This is a genomic window from Ensifer adhaerens (assembly GCF_002940685.1).
GTDB classification, from domain to species: Bacteria; Pseudomonadota; Alphaproteobacteria; order Rhizobiales; family Rhizobiaceae; genus Ensifer; species Ensifer adhaerens_E.
The window spans coordinates 70,265-84,625 of the sequence record NZ_PNFP01000024.1; the positions used below are offsets into that span (position 1 = coordinate 70,265).

A 14,361-nucleotide genomic window follows, 5' to 3' on the forward strand; every position below is an offset into this window, starting at 1 on the left:
GCGAACCCGCGCCGGCTGACGGTTTCCGTTACTGGAGCGTGATGATCAGGTCGGCGATGCGCCCGCGCGCCGCGGCCGTCTTTGCCGGATCGATCGTCCAGGCTTTCAGGTCGCCGAGTTTGACGGAGTCCGGATGGTGGGCGATCGTCTTGCGGGTCGCGTAGTCGCCGGGGACGTTGAACGGCTCGAAGCCGGCGCCACCGCTCGGCGTGTCGTCGCCGAACATGAAGTCGATCAGCAGCCGCGCGGCGGCCGGATGCGGCGCCTTGTCGGCAACCGTCAGCACCGCCGGGAAGAGGATGCCGTTGGCCGGTTCGACATTGTTGGCGATCTGCAGCGCCCAGCCCTCCTTCTCGTTGTCGCGGCGGTCGGAATAGGTGCCGAAGCCAACGGGCGGGTTCTTGGCATTGACGTCGCCGACCGACTTGTTGAGCACGTCGCTGTTCGGAACCAGGATCAGGTCGTTGGCGAAGAGGTCCTTGATGTACTGCTCGCCGGCGCCCTGAAGTTCTCCTTCCACTTCGATATCCTTGCCGAAATGCGCCTTGTAGGCGGCCGCCATCTCGTCTGGATGAAGCGCGATCTCGGTCAAAAGATCGAGCAACTCCCCGCGCTGGCTCGGATCGACCATCAGCACCCGCCCCTGCCACTCCGGCTGGGTGAGCTGCCAGAGATTGGTCACAGGCGAACCGTCCGGAAAGGCCTTCTCGTTATACATCAGCACCTTGGTCGAGAGGCGCTGGGTCAGAAGCGGCCCCTTGTAGCGATCCTCCAGTTCGTTCGCGACCCGCGGCGGCACGTAGTTCACGATCCGCTTCCCCTCCAGAAGCTTGGTGAACACGACAGGCGTATCGGCGATGTAGAGCACGTCGACGGCGTGCACGCCGGCCTGTTGCTCCGCCTCGACGCGGGCGATCTGCTTGGTCGAGCTCATGTCGAGGCCGATGAGGTCGATGCCCGGATAGGCTTCCTCGAAGGCCTTTTCGATCTTGGCGATGCGGCTCGACAGCGAGAAGACGGTGACGCTTCCCTCCTTCTGCGCAAGCGGCAGCAATTGCTGCGGCGTCAGGCCGTCGAGATCGGATGCGACCGCCATCGACGGCAGTACGAAACAGGCGGCAAGTGCGGCATTGCTCAGTCTTTTCAGCATTTCTTTCTCCTCCCTTTGTAGTTCCCCGCCAGAGCATCCCGCCTTCAAGTGGATTCACCTGCGGGCGGAAAGATGCTCTGGATTCAAAGTGCTAGAGCATACTTTGTGCGTTCACATGACCGCACCGCGCTCTAGTCGAAGTCGTTGAACAACTCCGACAGCTTCTCCAGCCTGCCGATCACCTGCCCCTGGTGGCGGCCGGCGATCGTGAGCACGATGGCATTGACGATCGCAAACGGGATCGTCGGTGTCTGGAATTCGCTGCCCGAGCGTCCCCTCGGCGCTGCGAGCATCAGATCGGCGGCGGGCTCCATCAGCGGCCCGACCAGATCGGAAACGAGGATCGCCTGCGCGCTGACCCGTGTCGCATGCCGCATCAGCGGGCCATAGCTTTGCGGCTGCTTGCGAAAGGCGAGCGCCACGACGAGGTCGCCGGCGTCCATGCCGACCAGGCGCTCGGCGATGTCCCGGCCGCGCCCGGTCAACTGGATCGTGGTCATGCCGAAGCGGTCGAGCCGGCGCTGCAGGAAGCCGGCCACCGATTGCGCATGGCCCTGCCCGAAGATGAAGACGCGGCGTGCGGAAAAGATCATGTCCGCAGCCCGGTCGATGTCGGCCTGCTCGACCGAGCGGGCGAGCGTTTCGAGCGCGGTGATCTCGGCGGCGATCAAGTCGGTCAGATAGTCGCCATGCTCGACCTTCGAGACCGAGCGGCGCATGCGGTTGGCGGCATCCTGATCGTCCAGCACCTCGCGCTGCAATTGCGCGCGAAGGTCCGGAAAGCCTTTGTAGCCCAACTTCTGCGCAAGCCGCGTCGCCGTGGCCTCATGGACGGAAGCGCGCTGGGAAAGCTGCGGCCCCGACAGGAACGCCGCTTCCGCCCGGTTCTCCAGCATGGTCGTGATCAGTTTCTGATCCGCATCGGTCAGCCGCCTGGAATGCGTCTTAATGCGATCGAGTATGGTCATGACGTCCCCGCAAGTTCATTTGCAGGATCCATCGTTCCTGCAATCTTTCGTGCCGTCAACGGGAGTGATGCAAGAATCTTTGCAATGACCTGCAAGAGCGCCGGAGACCCCGTTGCGAACAGGCTTTCCACCCTGCATGCCGGCGCCCAAACGCCCCGAAGAACCTACCTTTGCGCGCCATGGACGAGCACACCTGCAACCTTCGCGTTCGCCCGAAAGATTCTTTGCAAGGAACCGCAAATCAAACTCGTAGCCACCGGCTCCCACCGATCTGTGACGCGTGGCGCGCCGTCCCGAACGAATTCTCCTCATGTTTCAGCGTCATCTTCATGCAATCCACGCACGGCCTCAACGAAAACTGTGCGTGGCGGTTGCATCGCGTTCTTCAGCGAAACTCCGAGAGCCACGATGAGCGATCCTCAAACGACAGACCGTGCCTTTGGCCCAGCCTCAGGCAGCCAATCCAAAAATCGCGAATGGTCGAGCGGAGGCTTCAGTTGGCTTCTGACGAAGCACATGTTTCTGGTGGTGACGGCCACCATGGCGGTCCTGACGCTGGGATCGTGCGTCTACATGTACATCTTCTATCTGATGCACCCCGACACGGCCTTTGAACCGATCACCCTGGCAGACTTCCTGACATTGGGTGCGGTGCTCACCGTCAGCCTCATGATCGCTGCGATCATCGGCGGTCGTCTCAGCCAGCGGATCGTGTACGCGCTGGTGCTCATCCGCGATGCCGCAAAAGCGATCGCGATGGGAAACTTCTCTACCCGCGTGCCGGTTCGGTCCGGAAGGTTGGGGGAAGTCGACGATGTGATCGACCATTTCAACCGGATGGCTGAACTGCTGGAGAACGCCGAGAACGAGCTGCGATACCAGAACAATGCCATCGCCCACGAGCTGCGGACCCCTTTGACCGTGCTGCGCGGCCGCCTGCAGGGCATGCGCGACGGCCTCTTCAAGCCGACTACGGAGCTTTACGATGGGTTGATCGGCCAGATCGACCATCTGACCGGCATCGTCGAGGATCTGCGCATTCTTGCGCTCTCGAATGTGGGGCGGCTGGAACTGAGGCCCGAGCCGGGCGACATGGGCGATGAGGCGGAGACCGCCGTTGCGACGATGCTCGGCGAGTTCGACAAGGCCGGGATGCCGGTCTCCCTCAACCTTGACCGGGTACCGATGACGCTTGATCGGCTGAAGGTGAGGCAGGCCCTGCTCGCGATCCTGCACAATGCGACCCGATACGCCCCGGGGAGCAGGCTTTCCATCGTGACAAAGACGAGAGGCTCCCAGGCGATCTTCCAATGCCAGGATTCCGGCCCCGGCATGTCCGACATCGACATTGAACACGCCTTCGACCGGTTCTGGCGCGCCGACGATTCCCGATCGCGGGCGAGTGGCGGAAGCGGCCTCGGGCTCTCGGTCGTCCGGGCCATCGCCGAGGCACACGGGGGTTCGACCAGCGCGAGGAGAAACGAGTCCGGTGGAATGACCTTCGAGATCGCATTGCCGACGGACTGTGGGAGCAGAGGCGCGCAAAGTGTTCTCTCTCCATGAAAACTGGACGAACTCTGCGCGGAACCCGCAAGCAGGTGTGTCAAATCGATCTCATTGAACGGGCCGACCGGTCCGCGACAATAAAGGAAACGATCGATGACTCTCAACTTCAAGTCGGCCGCACTTGCCCTGGCCGTTGCCGCAGCCGCTTCGGCCGCCCAGGCCGCTGATCTCAACAATCCGGGCGTCGACTTTGCCAATGTGGAACGTTGGACCGGGGCCTATGCAGGCGGTCACATCGGCGCCGGCTCCTCGAACCAGAAGGGCAGCAAGAACAAGATCAATGGCGGCGTCCAGGTCGGTTACAATCAGCAGTTCGGCGATTTCGTGGTCGGTGGCGAGATCGAGGCGGCGCGCGCCGGCGGCCTGCAATACAAGGTCGGCAAAGGCGGCATCTTGCAGCAGACCTGGAGCGGCACGGCCAGGGCCAAGGCCGGTTACGCAATGGACAACGTGCTCTTGTACGGCACGCTGGGCGTCACCACGGCGCGCTTTGAAGGCAAGGGCGCCGTGACCTCCGGCGATCGCTGGCACACGGGCTGGTCCTATGGCGCCGGCGCAGAGATGGCCTTTACCGAGAACATCTCCGGTAAGGTCGAATACACGCAGACCCGCTTCAACGGCGTCGGATCCACGGTCGGCGGCGTGAAAGGCTCGGACAACCTGGTCAATCACGCGATCAAGACCGGCCTGAACTTCCGCTTCTGACCCGGACAGCGACCGGTTCTACTGTCCCCCTAGCACCGGGCGGGCGAGTGGCAATCGCTCGCCACCCGGCGGCGCCTGGCAGGCGCCGCCACCACACGGGCCAACATGGAGTCGTCCGTAAGCGCACCGGTCGTAGTCTGACCGGATCACGCGCCCCTAGCGGCCTTCGCGCGCCAGGACGCGGGTGATCGCTTCGGCCGTTTGTCTCGGTGTCAAAAGAGTGGTGTCGAGCGTTTCAAGACCGACTTTCCGGTACTCTGCCGCGTCTGAAAGCGCTGCACCTATTGCCGCCTCGGTCTCGCCTCGTCGTGCGAGCCTGTTCACCCGCTCACTGTCGCTGCAGTCAAGAACGAGCCATTGGCCTTCGGGCCAATCGGGCAGTTCATCCGGCGTACAAACGCCAAGCAGGATGACACGGCTGGGATCGGCAACATCGACCACCTGTCGCACGAGTGCGGCATAGGGCGACCACATTGCCTCGGTTTCCCGAATGTCGCAGCCGGCAAGCAATCCGGCTGGCGCCATCAACACATCCCAATCAAGGACCACCGACTGCGGGAGCAGGCAGCGCAAATGCTCGATTACCGCCGTCTTTCCCGATCCGGGCGCACCAAGGACATACCACATTTCGCTCTCTCACGGTCACTGCCGAACGAGATGAAACTCTGATTTCCCTGTCGCCATCAAGCCGAAACTCGACTTGGCCGGAACATCAGGCCAATCATTGTCGCACGGTCGAAAACGTCCGGTCGGCCAGCCGCGGCAGCATCAGCCGGAAGGCGACGCTGCGGGCACTTTGGAACAGGATCAGCGCGATCCACAATCCGTCATTGCCGAAGACCGGCTGCAGGATCGCCCAGGCGGCAAAGTAGATCGCCAGCGACGCGACCATCAGGTTTCGCATCTGTCTCGACCATGTGGCGCCGATATAGACGCCATCCATCTGGAAGGCGACGATGCCGAAGATCGGCAGAACCGCGACATATGGCAAGTACGCGTGGGCTAGTGCTGACACGCTTTCCGACGGGGCGGTGATGCCGATCACCCAGTCGCCGGCCACGAAGAGACAGAGCGCGACGAGCCCGGCAAAGACGAAGCCCCATACCGTCGTCAAACCAACGGCACGGTCGAACGCCGGCCGGTAGCGCGCGCCGACGGCACGGCCAGCCAGTTGCTCCGCTGCCGTTGCCACCCCGTCGAGAAAGGCGACGCCGAAGAAATAGAAGCGCAGCAGGATCGTATTGGCCGCAAGGATTTCAATGCCGAGCATGCCGCTCTGGCGGGTGAAGAAGGAAAGCCCGATCAGAAGCGCGAAGGAGCGGATCATCATGTCGCCATTGACCGAAAAGGCGCGACGAAAGGCTGCAAGGTCCGGCAGGTTCCATGCGGTCCGGTCGGTCTTTGTCCAGATGAGGTAGAGCCCCGCCACTGCCGTGACGGCCTCTGCCACCAGCGAGGCGGCCGCCACGCCCGCCACGCCCCAGCCGAGGCCGAGCACCCAGTGCACGCTCAAGCCGGCGTTCAGCGCATTGAGCAGGGTTTGCAGGATCATGCCCCAGAACGCATCGCCACGCCCGATGATCCAGCCGAAGACCACGAAGTTGAAGAGGACGAAGGGCGCCGACCACACCCGCCAGGCGAAATAGGTGGCGGCCGCTTCGGCCACCTTGCCTTCCGCGCCCATGGCGGCAAGGCCTAGGGCGCCGATCGGCTTTTGAAGAACCAGCAGTGCCAGGCCCGCCACGAGTGCGATGATAAGGCCGCTTGCGAGCATGCGCTGTTCTTCGCGCCGGTCACCGGCACCGAGCGCCTGGGCCGTAAAGCCCGTGGTCGCGCCGCGCAGGAAGTTGAAGGTGACGAAGATGACGTCGAAGATGACGGTCGACAGCGCCACGCCGCCGATCAGGGTCTCGTCGCGCAACTGGCCGATGACGCCGGTTGCGACGAGCCCGACAAGCGGGCTCGACAGATAGGCGATCATCATCGGCAACGCAATGCGAAGCACGTCGCGATGCGCGATGTCGAAGGGACGGACCGTGACCGCAGCGTGATCGGAAGCGTGTTTCACTCAATCCAGCCGGTGTGGTTCGCCGAGCGTATGCATCAGCCGATTGGCCCAGCCGAAGATCGCAACCGCGTGGATAAGGTCGAGGATCTGCAGGTCGTCGAGGCCGATCTCGCGCAGATGGTAGAACTGGTAGGCCCCGACATTGTCCGGATGGGCCGTCAGGTCGACGCCGAAATTGAACAGCGCCTGCTCGAATTCCGGCAGGTTCGCGTCAAGGCCGCCGCCATAGATCTCGTCGACCACCTCCGGCCGCTTTTCGAGCTGGATGTAGCGCGCCGCATGGACCGAGGCGCAATAGATGCAGCGGTTGACGAAGGACGCCGCAAGCGCACCGATCTCGCGGCCGCCACGGGAAAGCCCGCCCTCGCTATACATGATGTCGTTGAAGAGCGGCGTGCGCTCCTTCAAGGTTTCCGGTTCGTTGGCAAGGACCAGCACATAGTCCGAGATCTTCTTGTTGGACGGCGTGATCTTCAGCGCGTCGAGCTGTTCGGGCGTGGCGGTCTCGACATCGACCGGCTTGACATAGGGCTTCCAGTCGAGCGCTTCGACGGTGAATTCGTGCACGGCTTGCGACATCTCAGTTATCTCTCAGCATCTTGAGGCCGGCCACCACCAGCACCTGATAATTCACGAAGGCGATGAGGCCGGCGAGCGTGACGATGTCCCGGTCGTCGAGGCCGGCAGTGGTGAGCTTTTCGATATTGGCGCGCGTCGCCTCCTTCGGCGAAAGCGTGACAAGGTCGACATGGGCGAGGATCGCCTGCAGGCGAGGATCGGCGGTATCGGCGGCGCTGCCTGGATTGGTGATCGACGCCAACGCCGGGCCCTCCTCCTCGCTTTCGAGCAGCGCCCGGAAATGCGCGGAAAGTTCCTGCGACTTCCAGAGTGCGGCCATGCGTGCGGCAAGGGCTGCTCGGAGCGCATAGGAGAAGTTGCGCGGGTCGGCCGGGCGAAGGGCTGCCTGATAGCTCGTCTGGCTCAAATGCTTCAGCTTCGCCCGTTGGTCGCGCAGCGCCTGCAGGTCGGGAAAGCGATCGAGCCCGAGCACGGTGTCGATCACGTCATTCGTCGATGGAGCGGTCATTGGTTTTCCAGTCATCTGAAATGAGGTTCATGCCGTCTTCTGCGCCGGGGTCGGCGCGTCCGCATCCACCCATTCGGTCCCGTCGAGCTCCGGCTTTTCGTAGGCGATGAGCGCCTCCCAATGGTAGTCGACGTCACGGATGAAGAGCGAGGCGGCGACGCCGCGTGCAAGCCACAGGGCGCCTTCGCTGATGGCCGGGATGTCGCCGCTGACCTTGCCGACGCTGACGGAGGCGCCGTAGTTGAAGCAGTGGATGTCCTTCAGCCAGGGCGCCGTTCCGGGCTCCTTCTCGGTGAAGGAGAAATCTCCGTTCAGCCAGGGGAAGCGCCCGAGACCGGGGTTCTCCTCGCCCGCCGGCGGCGCGTAGCGGTCCTCCCAGCAGGCGATCTGGTCCTGGTAAGGCGCAAGCTCGCTGCGGCTTAAGGGATCGATCGAGAAGCCGGTGCCGAGGATGACGAAGTCGGTGCGGAAGATGCGGCCGTTGGTGGTGGTGATGACGACCTCGCCGCCCTCTTGCCTCATCGAGCGGATGCCGCAGTCGAAGTGGAAATAGGCATTCGCGTGCCGGCTGACGCGAAGCGTCGAATTGTGCGGCGCCGGTGTCTGCTGCTTGGCCGCATAGTCCATCAGCCGCCAGCGCCATTCCGGTGAAATCTCGGCAAAGCCTGCGGTGACGCCATAGGAACCGATGCCCATCAGCTTGTTGACGGTCGGCATCTCCTTGCGGCGGGCAAGAAGCCGCACTTCCCCTGCCCCCTGCTCCAGCGCCTCGGCGGCGTTGTCGACCGCCGAAGCACCGACGCCGATGACGACGACGCGCTTGCCCTTCAGGCGAACGAAATCGATCTCGTCGGCCGAATGCGCCCAGGACCTGTGCCGCTCGATGCTCTTGACGAAATCCGGAATGGTCGGCTCGCCGAGCCCATCGCGACCGGTCGCCATCACCAGCTTGCGGGTGATGATCGAAGGCTGTTCGCCGCCGGCGATCTCAAGTTCAAGCAGACCGTCGGCGCGCGGCACGACGCGGGTGACATGGGTATCGTTCTCGACCGGAATGTCCATGACCTCGCGATACCAGCGCAGGTAATCCATCCACATCGGCCGCGGGATGCGGAACAGGTCCTCCCACTCCGCTTCGCCATAGAACGCCGTGAACCAGGCGCGGAAGCTGAGCGAGGCAACGCCGAGCGCCGGGCCGAGGAGGATCTTCGGCGAGCGCAGCGTCTCCATGCGCGCATAGGTGACCCAGGGCCCTTCGAAACCCTTCGGCGCGCGATCGACGATGCGCAGGTTGGCAATGCCGGCGCGCGTCAAGGCATGCCAGGCAACAAGCCCGCACATGCCGCTGCCGATCACGACCACATCGCTCACGTCATCGCCCGCCGCCGTCGTGATAGGCTTCGACCAATTGGCCGGCGGATAATTGAGGTAGCTCAGATCCTGCCTTACCCGCGCATTGAGCTCGGCAAGCCGCTGTTGCTTGTGACTGTCGGTCATCCCCGGTCTCCCTTCATTTCGCCAGCAGGACGGCATCGCTGTCGCGCCACCCCACCCAGACGTCGTCCCCTTCGATATGCGAAAGCGCCACCGGGTCGATCTGCGCCACGAGCGCGCTACCGTTGTCGAGCATGACGGTCAGCGAGGTGTGCGCGCCCTTGAAGACGCGCTGGTCGATGCGCGCTTTCAGCGACGGGCGATCCTCCGGCTTGCGCGAAAGGCAGAAAACCGCCTCCGGACGCAGGGCAACGGTGACATGGTCTCCCGGTATCGGCGAGGTGCCGTTCACGTCGGCGCGCACGAGGTTGCCGCGCCACTCGACGGCGGCGATGCCGTCAGACACCGATGCGACCGTGCCTTCGAGAAAGTTGCTCTGGCCGATGAAGTTTGCGACGAAGCGGCTGCGCGGCCGGGCATAGAGCTCGTCCGGTCCGCCCATCTGCTCGATCCTGCCCTTGTTCATCACGACAATGACATCGGACATGGTAAGCGCCTCCTCCTGGTCGTGGGTGACGAAGATGAAGGTCTTGCCGGTCTTCTTCTGGATCGATTTCAGCTCGATCTGCATCTGCTGGCGGAGCTTCGCGTCGAGCGCCGACAGCGGCTCGTCGAGGAGCAGCACATTCGGATCGGGCGCCAGCGCCCGCATCAGCGCCACGCGCTGACGCTGTCCGCCAGAAAGCTGCGCCGGCATGCGCTCGGCGTGGTCCTCAAGCGAGACGAGGGCGAGGAGCTCGCCGACCCGCCTGTGGATCGCAGCGCTTCCCATGCCCTTCAGCTCCAGGCCGAAGGCGATGTTGCGGCCGACGGTCAGGTGCGGGAACAGGGCATAGTCCTGGAAGACGATGTTGACGTTGCGCTTGTTCGGCGGCAGGTGCGAGATCGGCTTGCCCTCGAGATAGATCTCCCCCGTGGTCGGGCTGTCGAAACCGCCGAGCATGCGCAGCGTCGTCGACTTGCCGCAGCCGGAAGGGCCGAGCAGCGTGACGAACTGGCCGGGCGCGATCGCAAGATCGAGATCATCGACGGCGGTCAGCGCCCCATAGGACTTGTTGACGTTCTTGAAATGGACGACAGGCTGCATTTGCGTCAGCTCCTGGAACGGCGGGTGATGTGCTCGGCGTAAACGCCGACAGCGGTGGTGACGACGAGAACGATGGTCGCCATGGCGTTGATTTCCGGCGACATGCCGCCTTGCACCTTGGCGAAGATCAGCATCGGCAGCGTCGGCTGGTAGCCGCCGAGGAAGAAGGTGCGGACGAAGTCGTCGATGCTGGTCAGCACGCAGAAGATCATGCCGCCGAAGAGCGCCGGCATCAGGTAGGGGATGGTGACGCGCAGGAACGCGATGAAGGGATCGGCGCCGAGATCGCGCGCCGCATCCACCAGATTGGCCGGCATCGACCGCAGCCGCGTCAGAACCATGATGACGACGAACGGCACGGCATGAACCGTATGCGCGAGGATGATCGCGAAGGTCCCGGTCGGAATGTCGACGGCGCGGATGAAGATGCGCATCGAGATCGCGTTGATCAGGCCCGGCACGACGGCCGGAAGACAGGCGAGCGCGAAGATAACCGCCTTGCCCCAGATGTTTTCCGCCGAAACGAGAAGTGCGATCCAGACGCCGATGATCGTCGCCGAGACGGTGGTGGCGAGCGCTATGCCGATCGAATAGAGCGAAGCTTCGAGGAATTGCTTGTCCTGAACCACCTTGCCGTACCAGGACAGCGTCCAGTTGCCGATCGGGAAGGCGATGAAGTTCGCATCCTTGAAGCTCATGGCCATCATCAGGGCCAGCGGCAGCACCAGATAGACGGCGAAGATCCAGTAGGAAGCGCCAAGCGCGGTTTTCGGAAGGTCATTGAAATAGGTTCGCATCGGTCCACCCTCACATCAGCCGGACGGAGCGGCCGCCGACGACCCGCATGAACAGCCCAACGGTCGTCAAGGACACGACGAGCATGATCATCGAGAAGGCAGCACCCTCCGGCCATTTGTCGTTCGACCCGTGGAACAGCGTCGCGATCACTTCGGGGAAGATCACTGAATTTGGGCCACCAAGCAGCAGTGGCGCTGCGAAGACGCCGACGGCCGTCAGGTAGACAAGGCTGCAGCCGGAGACGATGCCGTCCTTGGAGAGTGGCAGGATGACCCGGCGGAACCGTTGGAAGGGCCCGGCGCCAAGGTCGGCCGCGGCCTGGATCAGCGGCGTCGGGATCTTCTCGATCGCCGAATAGAGCGGCAAGAGCATGTAGAGCGCCAGCAGATAGATGACGCCGAAGCTCAGCGAGAAGAAGGTGTAGAGCATCGGGATCGGGCGGTCGATGAAGCCGAATTCCCTAAGGAGCACGTTCAGCGCCCCGCGGTTGGCAAGCAGCATGATAACCGAGAAGGTACGGATCAGTTCGCCGGCCCAGAAGGGTATGAGCAGCAGCAACAGTGCCCGCATCCGGTTCTTCGGCTGCACAATCTTTGCGACGTAGTAGGCCACGGGATAGACGATCACGAGTGTCGAGATCGTGACCACGGCGGCAAAGATCAGGCTGCGGACAAAGGGCAGAAAATAGAGCCGGTCGGAAAAGAACAGCGCGTAGTTCGCAAGCGTGTATTCGCTGCTCTTGTCCGGCTGCGGCGGATAGTTGGCAAGAAGGCTGATATTGGCCATCTGCAGGATCGGCCCGATATGCAGCATGGCGATCCAGAAAAGCGGCACGCCCGCGAGCACGGCGAGACGCACGCGCCGGCTTTCAACGAGCAGTCCGATCGTATGGCGATAAAGCCCCGAACGCGCCGCCTTGCCGATCCATCCGGCATAGCGCGGTACCGTCGACAAACCGACGGATGGCGGTTGTGTTGTCGTATCCAGCATTCTCTTTGTTCCCGGCTCTGGAAGAGTCCATTTTTTGACGGGCGACCGGCCGCAGCCGATCGCCCGGTTTCAGACGTCAGGCGGACTTGATCTCGGCGGTTGCCTTGTCGATCATCTCGTTCTTCATGTCGCGGTTGACCGAGCTGAAGAACTGGATGCGGTCGACCTGCTCGGGCGGCAGCGACAGGGCGGCGCGTTCCTTCTCGTCCAGCACCTTGTCTACGCCGTCGAAGGCCGACGAGAAGCCGGACTGGCGGGTCATCGCAGCACCGATCTCCGGCGACGACAGGATGGCGTCGAGGAAGGTATAGGCGGCGTCCGCGTTCGGTGCGTTGTTGACGATGTTGAACGAATAGAGGAAGCCGAACGTGCCTTCCTTCGGCACCGAGATCTCGATCGGATGGCCATCCATGATCAGCTTTGCGGCCGGTCCGGACCAGGCCTGCGCCAGGTAGATGTCCTCGTTGACGAACATCTGCTGCAGCTCGGAGCCGGCATCGTAATACTTGCGCACCTTGTCCTTGTGCTGGATGAGGAAATCGCGGGCCTGGTTCGTCGCGGCCTGTGCGACATCGGGCTTGTCGCCATAGGTCACATAGTCGCCGTCATTGCCCTGGTAGCGCATGACGATCGAGAGGAAGTCGCTGACGATGTAGGACGTCAGGTTCTTGTTCTCGTCATCGAACATGATCGCCCAGCTGTCGGAGGCCTTGGCGTATTCGGTGTTGCGCACGAGACCCTCGAAGCCCGCAAGCAGCGGCACGCCGAAGGTCTTGCCGTCGACGGTCAGTTGCGGGGCGCCCTTGTAGGCGGCAGCAAGCTTGCCCCAGTTCTTCAGCCGCGCGGTGTCGAGGGTCGAGAGCAGGTTCGACTTCATGAACTGCGACAGGCGGTGGCCGGTCACGGTGACGATGTCGGTGGAGGGTGCGGCCCCCTCGGCGGTCAGAAGGTTGTACTGCTTTCCCTGGTCGTCGGTCAGCCGGATGCGGACCTCGATGCCGGTATCCTTCTGGAACTGGTCGATGAAGGACTGCGGTACGAACTTGTCGTAGGTCGTGATGTTGACGACCTTGCTCTGGGCGAAAGCCGGGCGGATGATCGAAGGCGCTGCGAGCACGCCGGCCCCGGCCGCCAGCAGCTTCATTGCCGATCGGCGGGTTACGTCAAAATTGTTCATCTCGTTCTCCTCATTTTAGCAGGCTCGATTTTCGTGTGAGCGTTCAGAGCTTTTTGCTCCCCTTTATTTCGCCGCCGGTTTGTCCGGCGGCGCGCCATTGCCGGCGTTCCTGCCGGCAAAGTTCCTTTCGGCGATACGCGCCATCTGCTTGGGATCGTGCACGGTGAGATCCGGCATCCGCTCCGACGCGATCCGCGCTATCAGTTGAATGAGTTCCCGGACGCCAGCCGAGAGCGGGCGCGAGCCCGCCGACAGGATCGCCCACAGGAAGGGGATCTGGACATCGAGCGGCCGAACGACGATGGGCGCCGATTGCAGCCCGTAGGCCGTCGCCGGCTCGATGATCGCCACGCCAAGCCCGAGCGATGCGACCTGCACGGCGTTGTTGGCCGCGTTGGTCGCGATGATCCGGTTGGGCCGCACGCCAGCCGCATCGAGCACCTCATCAACGCTATGGCGCAGCCGAAACGGGTTGGACATGGTGACGAGCGTGCGCCCGGCAAGATCGGCGATCGAGATCACGTCTTTTTCGGCGAGCGGATCGTGCGGCGCAACCGCGGCGACGCAACAGCCTTCGAAGAACCCCTGCACCTCCAGGCCCGGCTGATCGGCCGGCAGCGAAGTGACACAGAAATCCGCCGTGCGCGCGAACACCGACTGCACGGCGGCCTCGGCCGGCATGCTGCGCAGATTGATCGTGCGAGGCAGCAGATGCTCAGGCAGTTTTGCGAGCGCGATCGGGATGATGCCGCTCGCGAATGCCGGGGTCGCAGCGATCTCGATCGGCTCGGGCTCCTTGCCGGCGATCGCCTTGGCGCGGTTGCGCAGGTGCCCGATGCCGCTGACGAAGCGCTCCGCATCCTCGTGGAAGGCAATGCCCTTGTCGGTCGGCGCAATCCTCGGACCGTTCCGCTCGAACAGCGCAAAGCCGAGCGACGTCTCCAGGTCCTGAATCAGGCGCGTCACCTGCGACTGCGAACGGTCGAGCAAGCGGGCGGCACCGGTGATGCTGCCCGTCGACATAACGGCGAGAAAGGCCTCGAGATCGCGTACTTCCATCGGCTATCATGCGCTCCTTGCATGCTGGTCGATCAATAGTGCATAAAACGCATTCTCAGTTCTAGTGACAAAAGACAATTTTCTTCGTTGGTTCGGCGAGCGCCTGCTCACCAGTCCATGACGACCTTTCCGGAATTGCCGGAGCGCATGGCCTGGAAGCCGTCGCGGAACTCGTCGATCTTGATGCGGTGGGTGATGACGGGGGACAGGTC

14 protein-coding genes and 1 pseudogene are annotated in these 14,361 nt (G+C 63.1%); 2 read left to right on the forward strand and 13 right to left on the reverse strand.

Annotated features, from left to right (window positions below; genetic code table 11):
• Positions 1-28 precede the first annotated feature (28 nt).
• Positions 29-1,147, reverse strand: coding sequence for an ABC transporter substrate-binding protein (locus tag C1A35_RS32365; protein WP_440271584.1), 1,119 nt, complete (start codon positions 1,145-1,147; stop codon positions 29-31).
• A gap of 134 nt (positions 1,148-1,281) precedes the next feature.
• Positions 1,282-2,118 carry a MurR/RpiR family transcriptional regulator gene (locus tag C1A35_RS32370; RefSeq protein ID WP_104668336.1) on the reverse strand — a complete coding sequence of 279 codons (837 nt, stop codon included), beginning with the start codon at positions 2,116-2,118 and terminating at the stop codon, positions 1,282-1,284.
• 516 nt (positions 2,119-2,634) lie between these two features.
• Between C1A35_RS32370 and C1A35_RS32375 the strand changes: the two genes are divergently transcribed.
• Positions 2,635-3,681, forward strand: coding sequence for an ATP-binding protein (locus tag C1A35_RS32375; RefSeq protein WP_158665222.1), 1,047 nt, complete (start codon positions 2,635-2,637; stop codon positions 3,679-3,681).
• A 96-nt stretch (positions 3,682-3,777) separates the two neighbouring features.
• Entirely contained in the window at positions 3,778-4,389 is a 612-nt protein-coding gene (locus C1A35_RS32380) for an outer membrane protein (RefSeq protein ID WP_104668338.1), read from the forward strand.
• Positions 4,390-4,545: 156 nt separating this feature from the next.
• On the opposite strand, the gene C1A35_RS32385 is transcribed toward C1A35_RS32380, so the two are convergent.
• The 11 genes and pseudogenes from C1A35_RS32385 to tdh form a co-directional block, all read right to left on the reverse strand.
• The gene (locus tag C1A35_RS32385) at positions 4,546-5,016 is read right to left on the reverse strand and encodes an AAA family ATPase (protein ID WP_104668339.1); all 471 of its coding nucleotides are present in this window, start codon (positions 5,014-5,016) and stop codon (positions 4,546-4,548) included.
• A gap of 94 nt (positions 5,017-5,110) precedes the next feature.
• On the reverse strand, positions 5,111-6,457 hold the full coding sequence (locus C1A35_RS32390) for an MATE family efflux transporter (protein ID WP_234823094.1): 1,347 nt from the start codon (positions 6,455-6,457) through the stop codon (positions 5,111-5,113).
• Entirely contained in the window at positions 6,458-7,036 is a 579-nt protein-coding gene (locus C1A35_RS32395; protein ID WP_104668340.1) for a peroxidase-related enzyme, read from the reverse strand.
• Between the two features lies 1 nt (position 7,037).
• Complete coding sequence (locus tag C1A35_RS32400; RefSeq protein ID WP_104668341.1) at positions 7,038-7,544, reverse strand: CMD domain protein; 507 nt, start codon at positions 7,542-7,544, stop codon at positions 7,038-7,040.
• 27 nt (positions 7,545-7,571) lie between these two features.
• Positions 7,572-9,041 carry an NAD(P)-binding domain-containing protein gene (locus tag C1A35_RS32405; protein ID WP_104668342.1) on the reverse strand — a complete coding sequence of 490 codons (1,470 nt, stop codon included), beginning with the start codon at positions 9,039-9,041 and terminating at the stop codon, positions 7,572-7,574.
• Between the two features lie 13 nt (positions 9,042-9,054).
• Positions 9,055-10,125, reverse strand: coding sequence for an ABC transporter ATP-binding protein (locus tag C1A35_RS32410; RefSeq protein ID WP_104668343.1), 1,071 nt, complete (start codon positions 10,123-10,125; stop codon positions 9,055-9,057).
• A gap of 5 nt (positions 10,126-10,130) precedes the next feature.
• Positions 10,131-10,922, reverse strand: a complete 792-nt coding sequence (locus tag C1A35_RS32415) for an ABC transporter permease (RefSeq protein WP_104668344.1) — start codon at positions 10,920-10,922, stop codon at positions 10,131-10,133.
• A 10-nt stretch (positions 10,923-10,932) separates the two neighbouring features.
• Positions 10,933-11,913, reverse strand: coding sequence for an ABC transporter permease (locus tag C1A35_RS32420; protein WP_051659597.1), 981 nt, complete (start codon positions 11,911-11,913; stop codon positions 10,933-10,935).
• A gap of 76 nt (positions 11,914-11,989) precedes the next feature.
• Complete coding sequence (locus tag C1A35_RS32425; protein WP_104668345.1) at positions 11,990-13,090, reverse strand: extracellular solute-binding protein; 1,101 nt, start codon at positions 13,088-13,090, stop codon at positions 11,990-11,992.
• Positions 13,091-13,153: 63 nt separating this feature from the next.
• Positions 13,154-14,149, reverse strand: a complete 996-nt coding sequence (locus tag C1A35_RS32430) for a LysR family transcriptional regulator (protein ID WP_104668346.1) — start codon at positions 14,147-14,149, stop codon at positions 13,154-13,156.
• A gap of 107 nt (positions 14,150-14,256) precedes the next feature.
• Positions 14,257-14,361, reverse strand: a pseudogene (gene tdh, locus C1A35_RS32435) (L-threonine 3-dehydrogenase); the annotation flags it as partial.